Genomic DNA, 16,860 nt, shown 5'->3' with positions numbered 1-16,860 from the left:
TCGTGCGGGCAGGCTCCGCAAATGGAATTGCTATGAACAAGCATCTGTACCGAATCGTTTTCAACAAGGCCCGCGGGCTGTTGATGGTCGTGGCCGAGAACGTCACCAGCCAGGTCAAGGCGCCGGGGACCCGCTCCGGGCCGACGACGGGCGCAGCGGCTTGCACGGCGACACTGGGGGCGTTGCGCTTTGCCGTGATGACAGCGATTGGCCTGGTGTCCTTGAGCGTGGCACCGACCTGGGCCGGCACCATCGTCGCCGACCCAGGCGCTCCGGCGGGCCAACGGCCGACGGTGATACAAAGCGCCAACGGTACGCCGCAGGTGAATATCCGCGCGCCCAGCGCCGGCGGTGTCTCGCGCAACACCTACAACCAGTTCGACGTCGATAGCCGGGGGGTGATCCTCAACAACGGCACGGGCAACAGCCAGACGAAACTGGGCGGTTGGATCGAAGGCAACCCGATGTTGGGCAATGGCAGCGCGCGGGTCATTCTCAACGAAGTCAACTCCAGCAACCCCAGCCAATTGCGCGGTTACGTCGAAGTCGCCGGCCAGCGTGCCGAAGTGGTCATCGCCAACCCATCCGGTATCACTTGCAACGGTTGCGGCTTCATCAACGCCGACCGGGCCACCCTCAGCACCGGCCGGGCGCAGTTGGAGAACGGTCGCATCACGGGCTACACCGTGCAGGGCGGCGCGATCAACATCGAAGGCAAAGGCCTGGATGCCCGTGAGGCCGATTACACGGACCTGATTGCCCGCTCGGTGCAGGTCAACGCCGGGGTGTGGGCCAACGACTTGAAGGTCACCGCCGGACGTAATCAGGTCAATGCCGACAACACCCAGGCCACGCCGCTGCCAGGCGCCGAAGGAGAAAAACCCACCGTTGCCATCGACGTTGCCAAGCTCGGCGGCATGTATGCCGGGAAGATCATGCTGGTGGGCACGGAGTCCGGCGTGGGGGTGCGCAACGCCGGGCAGATCGGCGCCATGGCTGGCGAGGTGGTGATCAGCGCCGACGGCAAATTGCAAAACCAAGGTGCGATCAGCAGCACAACGGCAACGCAAATCACTGCCGCCGGCGTTGAAAACAGCGGCACGCTCTACGCCAAGGGCGACCTGAGGCTCGACAGCGTCGGTGATATCGACAACAGCGGCACCGTTGCCAGCCAGAACCACACCACACTCACCGCCAAGACCATTCGCAGCACCAAGGCCTCGAGCCTGGCGGCGGGCGTTGGTGCGGACGGCAAGCTGGGCAAAAGTGGCAACCTTGCGCTGCGGGCCACCACGATCAAGGCGCAAGGCCAGAACCTTGCCGGTGGTGATCTCGGCGTCGGGGCCGCTGACCTGGACCTGAGCGGCAGCCAGACCCTGGGCCGCAACGTCACTCTGACGGCCAGTTCCGGCGATGCCAACCTCAGTGCTAGCCAAGTCGATGCGACCCAGGTGCTGACCGCCAAGGCGGCCAAGACCCTGCGCACCGATGGGGCTAAAGTCAGCGCTGGCAACCTGCAATTGAGCGCGCGGGATGTGTCCAATGCCGGCGGTGAACTGGTGCAGACCGGCACCGCCGATACTTCGATCACCGCCGCCGCTACGCTCGACAACAGCAGTGGGCGGATTGCCTCCAACGCCGGCAACCTGAAGCTTGGCGCCAATCGCCTCGACAACAGCGAAGGCAAGGTCGAGCACGCTGGCAAAGGTACCCTGGACATCCAGGCCAACCAGTTGGCCGGCAGCAAAGGCACCCTGGCGAGCAATGGCAAGTTGAGCGTCAAGGCCAGTGAGGTGGTGGTCGATGACGGCCTGACCCAAGGCCAACAGATCACGCTCGACACCACGACCCTGTCCAACCAGCGTGGACGCATTCTCCAGACTGGCGCGCAACCGTTGCAGGTCACCGCCCGTGAACGCTTCGACAATCAGACCGGGCAAGTCAGCAGTCCCGCAGCGGTGGTCTTGAAGGTCGGCACGTTGAACAACCAGGGCGGCAAAGTCCTCGCCACCGATAACGGTGCGTTGACCGTCACGGCCGACAAAGAGATCAATAACGGCGGCGGGACGCTGGCCGCCAGCGGTACGACAAAGGTCAGCGGCGAGGCGCTGGATAATACCCAAGGCACGGTGAGTGCCGGCGGTGAGCTGGACGCAACCTTCGATCGCTTGAACAACATCGGTGGCACGCTGGCCGCGACCCAGCGCATGCAGATCATCGCCGGGCAGTTGAATAACACCAACGGCGTGCTGGGCTCGGTGAAGTCCGGGTTGCTGGTCAGTGTCTCGGCAGATGCGCTGAACAACAGCGGCGGGCGCCTTGAAGCACTGGGCGATATCACGCTGTCGGCCCAAGGTTTGAATAACCAGGGCGGGGTGATCAGTGGCCAGGCCTTGGACCTGAACAGCCACGGCCTGCTGATGGACAACAGCCAGGGCACGTTGAATGCCGGCGCGACCCTCGACCTGCGCAGCGGTGAGTTGCGCAACGCAGCGGGCCTGATCCAGGCCAAGGGCAAGCTGTTCATCGACACCGGCAGCCAGGCGCTGAACAACCTTCAGTCCGGCACCACCCAAGGCATCAGCGGCCAGGACGCGGTGGAAATCCACAGCGCCCATTTCAACAACAGCGCCGGTTTCCTCGGTGCCAAGGGCGCGCTGGTGCTCAAGGCCACCGATCTTACCAACGGCAGTGGCGGCCAGATCATTGGCCAGAAGAGCGTTCAGGTCGAAGGCGCCCGGGTGGATAACCGCGGCGGTCAGTTGCAGGGCCTCGGCGATGTCCAGTTGGTGCTGGGTGAGACGCTCAACAACCAGGGCGGACTGGTGCGCAGCGCGGGCACCCTGGGCGTGACTGCCGACGTGCTCGACAACAGCGCCACCCAAGGTGCTAATCAGGGGCTCGAAGGCCGCGCCATGAGCTTGGCGCTCAACACCTTCGGCAACCAGGCCGGTGCCGTGCGCGCCGACCAAGGGTTGTCCATCGGTGTCAGCCAAGCGTTGGATAACCAGGGCGGCCTGATTTCCTCGGGGGCCGGCCTGACCATCACCGACCGCGATCCGGCGCAACGTCGCCAGTCGGTGCACAACCTCGACGGAACCTTGCTCGCCGGCAGCCTGTTGTCCCTCAACGCCGCCTATTACGCGGGCACCGGTCGGGCCCTGAGCCTGGGCGACCTGACGTTCAGCCTGCAAAGTGGCCTGGATCTGAGTGGACAGATCCAGGCCAATAACAAGGTTGACCTGAGCACCGATGGGGCTTTCAACAACAGCGGAAAACTGCTGGCGGGCAATCTCCTGCTGGTGCACTCGCAGACGCTGGACAACGCCGCCAACGGCGAGATCAGCGCCGGTCAGGTTCGCCTGAACATCAACGACAGCCTGACCAACCGTGGCCTGATCGACGGCCAGCAAGTGCGTGTGCAAGCGCTGTCGCTGAATAACCTGGGCACCGGGCGCCTGTACGGTGATCGATTGGCGATCGCCACCTCGGCACTGAGCAACCGCGATGAAAACGGTGTCGCCGCGACCATCGCCGCCCGCGAATCGCTGGACATTGGCACCGGCACCTTGGACAACCGCGAACAGGCGCTGATCTTCAGTGCCGGGGACCTCGCCATCGGCGGTGCGCTGAGCGCCACTGACAAGGCCCAGGACCGGGCCCAACTGCTGACCAACGCCAGCGCGACCATCGAGGCCCTCGGCAACCTGTCGCTCGATGTGCAAAGCGTGCGCAACACCAATGAACACTTCAGCACTCAACAGGTGGAAATCAGCCGCACGGCCTTGCAGGAGTTCCAGCTCAGCGGTTCGCCGAACCGCTACCAGGGTGACCAGATTGCCCTGAGTCACGATGAGGTCTATTACCTCAACACGCCTGAGGGGCGCAAAGACAACTGGAACCGCTACGACTACACCCGCGTGGTCCAGGAAACCCAGATCGCCACCTCGGCACCGGCGCAGATCCTCTCTGGCGGGACGATGCAGATCAACGCAGGCGATGTGCTCAACGACAAGAGCCGCATCATCGCCGGTGGGTTGTTGCAGGCCAACATTGCCAGCCTGACCAACACCGAACTGACCGGCCAGCGCACCACCACCGACAGTGGCACCGCTACGAATTTCTATCGCATCCAGCGCAAGGGCCGGGACCGCCAAGGAACAGCCGTCACGGCCTACACGCCTGCCCCCTTGATTCAGGACATCACCCTGCAACCGACCGTGTTCGCCCAGAACGCCGCTGGCAACGGTACCGGCACCCAGATCAGTGCCCGCGCCGCACAGGGCGTCAGCGAGCAGATCGCCGCCACAGGCACGGTCAGCGCCCCGGTCGACAGGACCTATCAAGTGGCGCCCATCGTTCAGGTCGCGGCCCAGACCACCCTGAACAGCAAGGGCGTGGCCGAGCAGATCCGCAGCGGCGGGCCATCCCTGGCATTGCCGAACAACAGCCTGTTCAGCACCAACCCCCAGAGCACCAGTAGCTACCTGATCGAAACCGATCCGCGTTTTGCCAGCTATCGCACCTGGCTGTCGTCGGACTACATGTTGCAGCGCCTGCAAGTCGACCCGGCACTGACGCAACAACGCCTGGGCGACGGCTTCTATGAGCAGAAGCTGATTCGCGAGCAAGTGGCGCAACTCACCGGCCGGCGTTTCCTCGACGGCTACGCCAATGACGAAGCGCAATACCGTGCCCTGATCGACAACGCCGTGACCGTCGCCAGCCAATGGCAACTGGTGCCCGGCGTGGCCCTGACCTCCGCGCAGATGGCCCAGTTGACCAGCGACATTGTCTGGCTGGTGCAGAAGCAGGTGACCCTGGCCAACGGCGACACCCGCAACGTGCTGGTGCCGCAAGTGTACGTACGGGTCCAGGAGGGCGACCTCAACGGCTCCGGCGCCCTGATTGCCGGGCAGCAGTTGAACCTGAACATCGCCGGCGACCTGGTCAACAGTGGCAGCCTCGCCGGGCGCAGCGTCATGGCGATCACCGCGCAAAACATCGAGAACCTCGGTGGGCGCATCCAGGCCGACAAGGCGTCGCTCACCGCGCGGGAAAACCTCAACAACCTCGGCGGTCTGATCGGTGCCGTGGACAGCCTGTCGGTCAAGGCCGGGCAGGACATCAACGTCATCTCCAGCAGCCGGGACAGCAGCAGTGCCCAAGGCACCCGCACCAACCTGTCGCGGGTCGCCGGGCTGTTCGTCAGCGGCGCCCAGGACACGATGGGCGTGAGCGCCGGCAACGACCTCAACCTCACCGGGGCCCAGGTGGTCAATGCCGGCAAGGGCGGCAGCACGTTGCTGGAGGCGGGCAAGAACATCAACCTGGCCACCGTCGGCGAAGCGCACGAGCAAGGGCTGACCTGGAACAGCAGCAACTGGCGCAAGGACGCCAGCCGGACCGAAGTCGGCTCCCTGGTCCAAGGGCAGGGCGACGTGCGCTTGAGCGCAGGCCAGGACCTCAACGCCCGCGCCGCCCGTGTCACCAGCGAGCAAGGCGCGGTATTTGCCGAGGCCAAGCGCGACGTCAACCTGACCGCCGGCCAGAACTACCAGTTCGCCGATGAAGCGCACAAGGTCAAAGGCAGCAACGGGATGTTCTCCAGCAAGACCACCACCACCCGTGACACGATCAGCCAGACCTCGGTCGAAGGCTCCACCCTGAGCGGCGAGCAGACCTATGTGCAGGCCGGTCGCGACATCAACCTCAAGGGCAGTAACGTGGTGTCCACGACCCAGACGGTTCTGGTGGCGGACAACAACGTCAACATCGAAGCCGACACCGCCAGCAGCAGCGAGCGCCACGACAAGTCCGTGAAGAAAAGCGGCCTGTTCAGCGGCGGTGGCATCGCCGTCACCCTGGGGACCCAGCAACAGAGCGTCAAGGACCTCACCACCGAACACACGGCTGCGGCCAGCACCGTCGGCTCGACCGCCGGCGATGTGTTGATCGAAGCGGGCAAGGGCTATCGCCAGGTGGGCAGCCAGGTGTCGGCGCCACAAGGCAACATCGACGTCACGGCGCAGACCATCGACGTCGTCGAGGCGCGCAACACCCGCGAACGCGAGCGTGAAACCCTGTTCAAGCAGACCGGGTTCACCCTCACCGTGACCAACCCGGTGATCAGCGCGATCCAGACGTCCCAGCAAATGAAACAGGCCTCGGAGAAAACCGACGACGGGCGCATGAAGGCCCTGGCCGCCGCCACCGCCGTGCTGGCCGCCAACAACGCGGCGACTGCCGTGGCGATGGACCCGGGTTCGGCGGGTGGGATCAACATCAGCCTGTCGCTGGGCACCAAGAAGAACGAAAGTACCACCACCTACACCAGCGACAGCGCGGCCGGCTCGACCATGACCGCCGGCAATGACATCCGCCTGCGCGCCACGGGCGCTGGGGCCGCCAGCAACATCACCGTGCAAGGCAGCGATATCAAGGCCGGACGCAACGCCAGCCTGCTGGCGGACGGTGACATCAACCTGCTCGCCGCGCGCAATACTGACAAGCAGGAAACCGACAGCAAAGGCACCAGCGCGAGCATCGGCATCGGCTTTTCCCTGGGCGGCACCCGCAACGGTTTCACCCTGGACCTGGGGGCATCCGGCAGTCGCGGCCAGGCGGATGGCGATGGACTCACCCACACCAATACCCATGTCCAGGCCGGCAACCAGTTGCTGCTGGCCTCCGGCGGCGACACCAACCTCAAAGGCGCGGTGGCCAGTGGCAAACAGGTCCTGGCCGACATCGGCGGCGACCTGAACATCGAAAGCCTGCAAGACACCAACACCTACGTGGTCGATGAGAAGAGCCTGGGCTTTGGCATCAGTCTGTGCATTCCGCCGTTCTGCTACGGCATGAGTTCGGTCAGCGGCGCCAGTGGCAGCTTCGGTGCCACGGATATCGATTCCAACTACGCCAGCGTGACCGAGCAATCGGGCATCAAGGCCGGGGACGACGGCTTCGACATTCGCGTGGGTGGCAACACCGACCTGGTTGGCGGCATCATTGCCAGCAGCGACAAGGCGGTGCAGGACGGCAAGAATCGCCTGGTCACCGCCAGCCTCACCAGCCGCGACATCAAGAACAAGGCCGAGTACGACGCCAGCACCGTCAGCGTCGGGGGCGGCTATCGCGAAGTCGGCAAGGACCAGCAGGGCAACGCCACCAGCGGCGGCACGCAAACCCCTGGCACCGATTTGCCGAAGAACGATAACGACCTCAGTGCCACCATGCCGATTGCCATCAGTGCCAGCGACGACGCCAGCAGCGTCACCCGCAGCGGCATCAGCGGCGGCACCATCGTCATCAGCAACGATGCCGAGCAACAGAAGCGCACCGGCAAGAATGGCGAGCAAACCGTCGCCAGCCTCAACCGCGATGTCTCCAGCGACCGCGACACCACCAACACGCTCAAGCCGATCTTCGACGAAGACGAAATCCGTGCCGGTTTCGAGATCGTCGGAGCGTTCGCCAACGAGGCCAGCACCTTGCTCGCCAACAAGGCCAAGGAAGTCGACCTCAAGCGCAAACAGGCCGAGGCGGCTCAGGCAGCGGCCCTGGACCCCAACGCCCAACTCACCGACACCGAACGCCTGGCGCTGCTCGGCAATGCTCAGCGCCTCAATGCCGAAGCCAGCGGCATCGCCGACAAGTGGGGCGCGGGCGGTACCTACCGGCAGATCACCACCGCCCTGGTGGGCGCGGCCAGCGGCAATATCAGTGGCGGCAACAGTGCGTTCGTCCAAGGGTTGGTGGTCAATTACGTGCAACAGCAGGGCGCCGGCTACATCGGCGACCTGGTGGCGGACGGCAAGCTCACCGAAGGCTCGCCGCTGCACGCCGCCCTGCACGGCATCGTCGCCTGCGCGGGTGCCGCCGCCAGCAGCCAGAGCTGTGGCAGCGGCGCCGCGGGCGCGGCGGCATCGAGCCTGCTCACCGGCCTGTTCTCCGAAGCCAGCCCCGATGAAAGCGAAGCCCAGCGCGAAGCCAAGCGCAACCTGATTGTCAGCATCGTCACTGGGCTGGCGGCCACCAGCTCCTCGCTGGACCCGGCCACCGCCACCAGCGCGGCCGGCGCCGCGGTGGACAACAACTGGCTGGCGACCCAGCAATTGGTCCAGGCCGAGAAGGAATACAGCGAGGCCGATGGGCTGCTGGCGAAGGCGCAAGTGATCGCCAAATGGGGGTACATCAACCAGAAGCAAGACGTACTGACCCGCTTCGGCGTGGGCAAAGGCCTGGTGCAAGCGGGCTGGAGCGACGTCGAGGGTCTGGCGCAATTCCTCCTCCATCCGGTTGACGGAATCAACGGCCTCAAAGCCCTGATCAACGACCCCGAGGCCCGCAAGCAGTTCGGCGATGGCGTGGTCAACGAACTCAACGCCAAACTCGACCGCGTGAAAGACGCTCTTGAAAACGGCGGCGACGACCGCGCCGTGCAACTGGGCCAGGATATTGGCGAGCTCGTTTGGCAGGTTGGCAGTATTGCCACGGGCGTGGGTACGGCAGCCAAAGGCGGCGTGGCACTGGCAAAAACCGGAATCAAGGTGGGGGCGGAAGGGCTTGAAAAGATGGCCGATATGGCCAAAATTGCCAAAGCCGAAGCGTCGGCTGGTAAGCCGGTGCAGTGGAGCAGCGTGGAGGGGGCGTATAGCGGGAAACTTGAGGGGGGGTATGGCTCTGGGACGACCACTTTTAATGGGAAGGTTGTCGAGAATCCGGGGGATTACAGTGTTGGGGCAAAAGCAATTACTCCGAAGGTAAAGGCGGAGGGTGAGATTAATGGCCAGGTGTTCACCGATGTTAACCAGACAGCCAGACCTGGCTCTCAAGCAAAGTCTGATCAGCCGACATTGATAGCTGATCGTGTAAATACAAAAATAGAATCATCTGGTAAACCTTTGCCAAACGCAAATATGGCAACTGCACATGCGGAAATTGGGGTCATACAGCAAGCCTACGATGCCGGAAAAACCCAAGGGGCCGCTATGACTCTAAAAGTTGAGGGGCAAGCCGTGTGTGGTTATTGCCGAGGAGATATTGCGGCGGCCGCGGAGAAGGCCGGCTTAAAGTCTCTTGAGATAAATGAGATTGCTACCGGTAAAACTTTATATTGGCGGCCCGGTATGCGTTCTATTAAGGAGCTAAATTAATGAAGAGCTATACTTTGTCGTGGGTGGTTGGTGTCGGTGAACAGGCGAGTGGGGGGAATAAAAAATTACCTGCTTGGCAAGATGTTGATTTTTATTTAGAAGAGGTTAGGAAGGGGGGCGGTTCCCTAACTTTAAACGTCGTCGACGGCCCAGACGTGGGGCCGCAACTGTTGCAAGTTTTTTCGGATAATAGTAGGTATGTTTTGTCTTTGGGGGAAGATGATGGGGAGGATTATGTTGTGCGTTCTTATTTTAATCCAGAGCTTAAAGGTGGTGAATATGAGGTTCTAGGTAATACTTGGAGTGGTGAGCTGGTCTGTTTGGACTTTTCCGTCGTAAAAGATGCATTTGAGGAATTTTTTCTGACCGGTAACGTTAACCGTAGTTTGTTGGGTTGAATTGACTGCCGAATAGAGCGGAAAAGGGGGCAGATTTATTTAATTGCGCTGTTCTTAAATAAATCTGTCCCCTTTTCTATGGGGCAAAGTAATGGAAGAAAAAGATATTGTTTCAGTCTTGAGTGAACAGGGCTGGGTTTGTAGCAAGGATGAAGTTGGTGATTATTTTTGTGTCACTGATGTCGGAGGAGCCCAACTTCAGATTATCCCATCTGTGGGTAAGCGCTCGGACCATTTTCGGGTTTCGCTTATGTCCTCCATTTCGTCCAAAGAGTTTTCGGAGGCTGTTTCTATCATATTGGGTGATGGCGGTGATAATGCTCCGATTATAGTTAGAAATGAAGCTCCGGAGAAACTGTCTAGTTTTTCTAGTGATGATGTTATTAGGCTGTCTGAGAAGGCTATATCTTGGGCTCGCTCTCAGAATATTGACGAGGGGTTGACGGTTTATAGGAAACTGCCAACTGAAGCTAAAGGTGCAATGCCTATCCGACATTTGGCTGCTCTAGCAATAGCAGGTGATATTGGGCGCTTAGAAGAATATAAAAAGAGTTTTGAGAAGGGCGACAGGCTCGGATTTGTGCCTTACATTACTTCCGATATGATTGAGCGAGCACTCATGATAGCTAAAGAAAGTAAATAATCAGAATCCCATGAGTGCAGCAGATATAGAACTATGCTTTTATGCATGTCCTGACAGAACTTTATCTATAAAACAGCGGCATGCTGAAATCATGGATAGGATGTCTCGGGTTGGTGCCCCTTTAGGGTTCGCAGGTCTTGAGCTTCCGGCCGCCCCGAGTTGCGGTGACGGGTTGATTGCTACCTATACAGTTAAACTTCCCATCAGAGGGCTTAGATTTGTGGGGGACTATGCGTATCGTGGTGAGCGATACATATATAAGGATAGGGCCTCCTATGACGAGCATTTGCGTTTTGGGTTTAAGGTATCAAATAAGGCTATTGATTATGGTCTTGTTGTGAATGAGTATTTGCCAAAGGTGGTTGAGGCATTTAAAGGATATAAGGCTCAAGTATTCTATGATCTTTATGGTCTATATTATCAGGGAGGATTGAATGACGATAACTCGATTTGTAATCGGTTGCGTGAAGACGAGGCAGTAGATGTTGATGGACGCAACAATATTTATACGTTATACCCCGCGCAGTTCTGGGATGCAGCGCTTTGCCAGCGTGCCCTAGGCTATGGCCCCGATGAAGTAATTGCACGATTGCAAGGTAAATGTCTTATGGCCGAACGGCTGATGGATGGGGTCTATTTGGTGCTCAACGATGACCCGAGTATCTCCTATGAGGCCTTTGTAGAAATGAACGAGCGGATCAAGCCGATCTTGGGGCTGGTTTAGGGAAGGGGACTAGGAAAAGGGAACAGATTTATTTGATTACTCCTGGTTTTAAATAGATCTGTCCCTTCTCTGGTCAAACTGTTGGGAGGGATTAAATGATTCGAGCGCCACTGGGAGATTCCCGCTATTGGTCGGAGTGGGTTGCGTATGGTGACGAACGTATTGCCAAAACGTTGGAGACCGCGCGTTCCCCTGCGGGCGATCCCGACTACGCGCCACAGTACGTCTACACCATCGCCCAGGACCACTGGCACCAGATGCTAAGTCGCTACTCTGCCGGATGCCCTGTCGCTGAACTGCCGCGTTATTTCCCTGGGCTACTGGATGCCTGGGAAGAGGCAGAACGCCTGGGCGCGCCGGTCTGGACCCCGGAGCAGCAATTCACTCGTCACAGCTGGCGCGTCAACTACGATCATTACATCGTCTGCTTCTGGCTGGTCGGCCTGGGGTTGGCATTGGACATTCCAGATGATCAATGGCGAAGGCTGCTAGTCCTTATCGGCAACGAAGGCGAGGACGTGCTGCTCGACCGGATCATCGCGAGTCGCAGTCCCGAGCATAAAGTGGGAGCCGTTCTCCTTTACCCCAAACCCTATGGCCGATTGCTGGCGGCAGTGGATGCGTCGGTGGATACGCAAGCTTCAAAGCTGGAGGCTTTTGTCAGTCACTGGTATCAGGAAATACGCACCGGGGCGAAGTCCGGTTCCGATCCACAGGCGGTCAGTTACAAGCATCCCTACTGGTACACCTACGGTGATGTGAACTTTGAAGGCGGCGCGTATTTCGGTCGCTGGTGCGTGGAAGCCGTGGCGGCGGTAAAGGCTTTTGGGTTGGATGATTCACAGTGCCTGGGGCTTGAACATTATCCAGGAGATTTATTGAGGCCCGACGGCCCGAGTACGCACCCGCTCAGGCAGGACGTTGAAGCGTCTACTGCGGTGGTTGTTGAGAATAAGGTTGGTTTTTGGTCTAAGTTGTTGGGGCGTCGTTAGCGTTTTTGAAAAGGGGACGGATTTATTTGATTGCTCTGTCTGTCCCCTTTCTTTTCAGAACTACTCAAAGGAGCGTCGGCAAGGTGAGGGATGAAGATTTCCAGTATTTCATCAGCGTGATGGGGGAGGCCACATCTCATCGACAGGTGTCTGACTCCCAAATTGAGAAGTACCGTAAAGTGCTCCCTGACGCGCTGCTTGACTATTGGCAGGAGGAGGGTTGGTGTGGATATGCCAATGGCCTTTTCTGGACAGTGAACCCGGATGATTATAAACATCTGCTCGATATGTGGCTCGCGGGTACTGAATTTCCACAAATAGATAATTACCACGTTATTGCAAGGAGCGCGTTTGGGACTCTTTATGCTTGGGGGGAGAAATACAATCAGAAAATTGTAGTTTCATGTCCGACGGGGTCTATCGTCGCGTTGATGAATAAGCTGAAAACGCCTAATAAAGATCCGGATCTCGCCCTTCAGACATTTTTCGCTATGTCTGATAAGGAACGTTATGATCTGGAGGATCATCAAGGTGAGTTTCTATTTGAGCGGGCGCAGGAGAAGTTGGGTGCACTTGGCGAGAGTGAGGTCTATGGCTTTGAGCCTGCATTGTTTTTTGGAGGGACGGCTTCGCTGGATCAGTTGGTTAAGTGCAATTTAGAGGTTCACTTAACGATCCTTCGACAGATGCGGTCCTGAGTGAGCACGGTGAGCGGAAGGACGTCGTACTGGTGTAAAAGGAGTGTATCGAAATGGATGAAATCAACGTCCGGCTTGATCGGCACCGTCGTTGGCTTTCCCAGTCGGAAGGCCTGATGGCTCAAGAGTTTGGCTATATTGATGAGGATCTTGCCAGCGACTCATTAAGCGGATTGAACAATGTGGCTGACTCGTTGGGGATGCTGGCGACATATTACGGCATTCGGGGCGAAGTCGCGGTCAGTGATGGAGAGGCTTCTGGTTGGGAAGACGTCTCGCGCTCGATGATATACCGTTATTGGGCGCTGATGCTCAACGCCAAGACTTTCTCAAAAACGAGTTTTCTTCAAGGCATCAAAACCATCCCCAATTTGACTAACCAATTGAGCATTGCTGGATGCTTGCTGGCCGGATTGATAGTGGCTGATCGTCGAGATCTGGCCGCGTCCGTGGCCGATGTGCTGGCCGGAATGCTGACTATCAATGGCGCCGTGGATTCCAGCTATCTTGAACAGCGTCGATTCGAACCTTTCATGCTCTGGCTTTATTCAGTCTATTCGCAAGGAGAGACGCTTCCAGAGATCAAGTCGATGGATCTGGGGATTTATCAAAACGTGATAGACGAATGGACAGATGAGCAAGGGCTTGCTCATGCACTGCAAGAGCTATGTCAATATCACTTAACCCACGCTGAAGACGCCGGCGGGACCTGGGACCCTGAATTCAAATATGCGCCTTTCGATTTGTTGCCTGTGGAGGTCCACGCGATTTTCCAGGTCCGACAGCAGCTAGGTTTAACTGTTCCGGCAGTGTCGAGCCCTTTATTGTCCGCAGAGACGGCTGCGCTAGAACACCTGGTCATCATTTCTGATCAGCTTGCTGTCCAGGTGGAGACGGCCTACGAGCGTTTCTTCGGGCTTTAGACGCAGGCGCGACCCTTTTTTCAGTTAAGCAACGACACGCGGTGAGCTGAAATGAAGTATTACTTGTTGCGGGAAGATGTGCGGTTTCCTGAACGCTGGTATTTGGGAGATATAAAGCACTGCAACAACTGGCTCTTCATCGACCCCCCTTCTGAGTACATGGAGCCATGTACTTACGCCCTTGAGGTTCGTGAGGAAGGTGTGAGTCTGGATTTTTCCTTGGCTGGCTATGCCTCTGTGCCGGTCTTGAGTGAAAAAGCCAGGGATGCATTGTTGGGCGTTCCCGACGTTGATGAACCGTATATGAATGTCGTGCTCGAGCCTGTGGTGGTTGCAGGCGAGCAAGCTCATGATTGTTACTATGTGATGATTGTCGAGACCCAATTGGATTGCGTAGACGAATCACGCTCCGCTTACAAAAAATATGAGGTCAATGATCCAGTACGACCTGATCGAGCTGGCGAATACAGCGTTTTTCTGAATCTCGTCATTGATCCTGCCAAGGTCCAGGGAAAACATATTTTTCGTATCAAGAAACACTTGGGGGCATTGATCGTTAGCGAGGACGTGAAGCTTCGGCTGGAGCGTGCGGGTCTCAGAGGCATGCTATTGGAGGGGGTGAATGGTGAGGGTGAAGTTATTTGCTGATTGGTTGAGGGATGAAGCCTGACAACATCCTTTGTGGCGAGGGTGCAAGCTCCCTCGCCCGGCTAATGGGTGTCCCTTTTCGGCTTTTCTACCGCCAAAGGTTAAGCAATGATTATGCGTTTAGAGATGGTTCAGAAAAACCTCGTCGAAAAGCTAAAAATTTCCAGTGAAGAGCAGCGACGAAGTGCGGTAAAAGTAGCCTGTGATCTTGCTTTTCAGGCCTGTCCAGTAGACGTGCCTATTGTTGTCGAATCCCTTAGGCAACTATGTCTTGGTAATAAGCTCACGGCTGAGCAGGTTTCTGGGTTAGATATTTTGGTTGCGCAGTTAGATGAACAGTATTTTGACTTGCAAGATAGCCTGAATGATGGGCAAAACTCAGATGTAAAAGTTCTTCGGTTATTTAGCCAGGCGCGTGTTGTATCAGCGCTGTCCTTGGCCGGTGGAGAGAATTCGCTTATGACAGCGACCGAAGTGATATATGAGGCATCATCAGCTGTTGATGATAGGATTTATATTTTTAAATCCGTATTTTCGGTTTTGTCAGAATCTTAATGTTAATTGTTAAAGCTGTCTCCTTTTTGCAAGGGGAGCCGGGGACAGCCCACGTTTCTGTACAGTTTTTTAAAGAGAAAACGTGGTCTTTTCCTGTTTTCTTCTTTGAGAAAAATTCTACAGGTGAGGTTGTTGCGCCTCGGAGTGCTTCGTAATGAAGTTGAAAATTGAATTTCCCAAGAATTTGGTTACGGATGAGTTGCTTGGGCAGAAGCGGATTCCCTGTGTATGCAAGATCGCCAGCGAGTTTGAGGTTTTTTTTGCGGAAACTATTCCTGAATCGTCTGGAGTGGTGTTGGGATGGGATCGGAAAGAATTGGAGTTAAGAGCTGTTGCAGGCGCGGGTGGTCAGTATACGCATCATGCTTCTGGTCTGATTACTCTGAAGGATATTGGGGGTGGGGTTTATGAAATAATTGATCTTGAGATGTTTTATAGGAGTTTTGGTTGGTGCGCTATCTTGAGGGACGGTGAATATGCACCACCAGGGGAATTCTGGGACGAAGAGTAACGGCTGCGAGGATTTATTGCCGCCTTCACCAAAAACTGGCGAGAACTAAACATGAATTCTTTGTTGTCGGACTGGTGTGCCTTCTGTGAAGATAGGGCGGTTTTTGATAAGTCTTACTTTTTGGGATTGTTGAAAACGCACAGTGGCTCCGAGGAGATTCGACGTATATTTAGTTATTTTCCGTCCTCGGAAGAGTTGGTTGATAGAACTGAGCGCGTTCTTGCCTCTGGAGATATGGACTCCTCTCTGTATCTCTTGCCAAGACTTAAAGTTGGAAGTGATGAGTTAATTCAGCTAGGTCGGGAGTGGCTCAAGGAGCAAGAAAGAGTATGTGGGGTTCTCGGTGACTCCGAAATCCTCAGTATTTGTGAAGAGGCTCGAGTGCTTTTTGTTAATGGCCACGATATGGATCACTGGCTTCAGCAAGATATTCCTCATTATTGGATTTTTGATGAGGTTGGGGATGCGATCAGAGGAAGCCGGGTTTCCGATGCTGAGCAAATTTATGCGCTGTTTGAGGCGCTTTATGGATTGGCTGCGGATTATTATCTTGCTTGGTATATTGGGCGGCCGTTGTTTAAGTTCGATATTGATTTGGAATCCTATTTTAGATTCTGGCGGGCTGGAGGAAGATGTGCTCTCACCGAGAGTGGGTTCTTTGTAACTAACTAGAGCTAGCGTGATTAAGGTAAAGGGGCGGATTTATTTAATTGCTCTGTTCTTAAATAAAATATATTCCTTGCTTTCATATTTCCTTCCTTTCTTTCTTTTTTACGAGCGAAACACGACCTTGTCCAGCACTGGCTAAGATACGCCCCCGACGGTTTCGATAGAGAACGAAATATCTTGTATTGGGATGTTTCCCATTGACTTACAGGACATTTCCTAGAACATCCCAAGCCCTTGCGCCTGCCGATTCCGGTGCCTAGTCTTTGTTCGCCGCTGCCAATCCAGCGGTCGGGTTTAGCAGCTCGGAATCACGTTAGGCGCATGGTAACTGCCATTCAGTGCGGGCATTTTATTGCTCGAAGTTTTATGGCTGCTGTGCGCAGGGCATCTTCGGGTGCGCCGGTTTCCTAACGTATCGGTCTGCTAACCTGCGCATGGCTGCCACCCGTTCCCCCGCTGCATCTGGACATCGCGGCCGACGCCAACGCCGAACGTGTCATCGATTCCTATCTGAACCCCAAACCTGCCCAGCCGGACAAGAAGTCATCTCCCGACCAGCTATTCACTGTCGTGGAGGGCATTGATGCTGAGAGCCTGCTGGCCAACCTCAGCGAAACCCTGGCTTCTGCCAATGTCATGGCCAATGACTTGGCGTTCGAACTGGAAGGTTCTCGACGGCATTTTGCCTTGGGACTGCAACAGCTGATTGAACTGGGGCAGATGTTGGCAAACCGGGCGCTGGATGTCGTAGACCCCAGATAGGTGCTGAGAAAAGCGGATTTGATCAATGTTGACCGATCAAATCCGTTTTTGGGTAGGAGCGTGCGAGCGAAGCGAGGCTGTGATCTGAACCTGAAAGTTGAATTTCAGGCGAAGATCAAAGGATCGCAGCCTCGCTTCGCTCGACAGCTCCTACAGTCCCTAGCCCAAGAGCTGGCCTT

General features: G+C 56.9%; 12 protein-coding genes. All 12 read left to right on the top strand.

Going from position 1 to position 16,860, the window contains the following annotated elements:
• Positions 1-32: 32 nt before the first annotated feature.
• A complete protein-coding gene (locus ACZ5M5_RS23320; protein WP_464738054.1) occupies positions 33-9,158 on the top strand; it encodes a two-partner secretion domain-containing protein in 9,126 nt (3,041 codons plus the stop codon).
• Positions 9,158-9,556, top strand: coding sequence for a DUF6911 family protein (locus ACZ5M5_RS23315; RefSeq protein WP_464738053.1), 399 nt, complete (start codon positions 9,158-9,160; stop codon positions 9,554-9,556). Before ACZ5M5_RS23320 ends, ACZ5M5_RS23315 begins: the two co-directional genes overlap by 1 nt.
• Before the next feature lie 91 nt (positions 9,557-9,647).
• Positions 9,648-10,199 carry a DUF6990 domain-containing protein gene (locus ACZ5M5_RS23310; RefSeq protein ID WP_464738052.1) on the top strand — a complete coding sequence of 184 codons (552 nt, stop codon included), beginning with the start codon at positions 9,648-9,650 and terminating at the stop codon, positions 10,197-10,199.
• A 10-nt stretch (positions 10,200-10,209) separates the two neighbouring features.
• A complete protein-coding gene (locus tag ACZ5M5_RS23305) occupies positions 10,210-10,923 on the top strand; it encodes a hypothetical protein (protein WP_464738051.1) in 714 nt (237 codons plus the stop codon).
• Positions 10,924-11,018: 95 nt separating this feature from the next.
• On the top strand, positions 11,019-11,915 hold the full coding sequence (locus ACZ5M5_RS23300) for a PoNi-like cognate immunity protein (protein ID WP_464738050.1): 897 nt from the start codon (positions 11,019-11,021) through the stop codon (positions 11,913-11,915).
• A gap of 83 nt (positions 11,916-11,998) precedes the next feature.
• Entirely contained in the window at positions 11,999-12,613 is a 615-nt protein-coding gene (locus ACZ5M5_RS23295) for a GAD-like domain-containing protein (protein WP_464738049.1), read from the top strand.
• A 53-nt stretch (positions 12,614-12,666) separates the two neighbouring features.
• A complete protein-coding gene (locus ACZ5M5_RS23290) occupies positions 12,667-13,536 on the top strand; it encodes a hypothetical protein (RefSeq protein ID WP_464738048.1) in 870 nt (289 codons plus the stop codon).
• Positions 13,537-13,587: 51 nt separating this feature from the next.
• Entirely contained in the window at positions 13,588-14,184 is a 597-nt protein-coding gene (locus tag ACZ5M5_RS23285) for an imm11 family protein (protein ID WP_464738047.1), read from the top strand.
• A 108-nt stretch (positions 14,185-14,292) separates the two neighbouring features.
• Complete coding sequence (locus ACZ5M5_RS23280) at positions 14,293-14,739, top strand: hypothetical protein (RefSeq protein WP_464738046.1); 447 nt, start codon at positions 14,293-14,295, stop codon at positions 14,737-14,739.
• 154 nt (positions 14,740-14,893) lie between these two features.
• Positions 14,894-15,250 (top strand): hypothetical protein, encoded by a 357-nt coding sequence (locus tag ACZ5M5_RS23275; protein ID WP_158456133.1) that lies wholly within the window; start codon positions 14,894-14,896, stop codon positions 15,248-15,250.
• 51 nt (positions 15,251-15,301) lie between these two features.
• Complete coding sequence (locus ACZ5M5_RS23270; RefSeq protein WP_464738045.1) at positions 15,302-15,922, top strand: hypothetical protein; 621 nt, start codon at positions 15,302-15,304, stop codon at positions 15,920-15,922.
• A gap of 435 nt (positions 15,923-16,357) precedes the next feature.
• A complete protein-coding gene (locus ACZ5M5_RS23265) occupies positions 16,358-16,681 on the top strand; it encodes a DUF6124 family protein (protein WP_060741027.1) in 324 nt (107 codons plus the stop codon).
• Positions 16,682-16,860 lie beyond the last annotated feature (179 nt).

The sequence above is a fragment of the Pseudomonas sp. Van50 genome (assembly GCF_055390755.1).
The sequence above is the reverse complement of the archived record's forward strand: the minus strand, read 5'-3'. Positions and strand labels throughout refer to the sequence as shown.

Excerpts from the sequence above, each read along its gene's own strand:
- ACZ5M5_RS23320 (WP_464738054.1), top strand. The coding sequence starts at position 33 with ATGAACAAGCATCTGTACCGAATCGTTTTCAACAAGGCCCGCGGGCTG.
- ACZ5M5_RS23315 (WP_464738053.1), top strand. The coding sequence starts at position 9,158 with ATGAAGAGCTATACTTTGTCGTGGGTGGTTGGTGTCGGTGAACAGGCG.
- ACZ5M5_RS23310 (WP_464738052.1), top strand. The coding sequence starts at position 9,648 with ATGGAAGAAAAAGATATTGTTTCAGTCTTGAGTGAACAGGGCTGGGTT.
- ACZ5M5_RS23305 (WP_464738051.1), top strand. The coding sequence starts at position 10,210 with ATGAGTGCAGCAGATATAGAACTATGCTTTTATGCATGTCCTGACAGA.
- ACZ5M5_RS23300 (WP_464738050.1), top strand. The coding sequence starts at position 11,019 with ATGATTCGAGCGCCACTGGGAGATTCCCGCTATTGGTCGGAGTGGGTT.
- ACZ5M5_RS23290 (WP_464738048.1), top strand. The coding sequence starts at position 12,667 with ATGGATGAAATCAACGTCCGGCTTGATCGGCACCGTCGTTGGCTTTCC.
- ACZ5M5_RS23285 (WP_464738047.1), top strand. The coding sequence starts at position 13,588 with ATGAAGTATTACTTGTTGCGGGAAGATGTGCGGTTTCCTGAACGCTGG.
- ACZ5M5_RS23280 (WP_464738046.1), top strand. The coding sequence starts at position 14,293 with ATGATTATGCGTTTAGAGATGGTTCAGAAAAACCTCGTCGAAAAGCTA.
- ACZ5M5_RS23275 (WP_158456133.1), top strand. The coding sequence starts at position 14,894 with ATGAAGTTGAAAATTGAATTTCCCAAGAATTTGGTTACGGATGAGTTG.
- ACZ5M5_RS23270 (WP_464738045.1), top strand. The coding sequence starts at position 15,302 with ATGAATTCTTTGTTGTCGGACTGGTGTGCCTTCTGTGAAGATAGGGCG.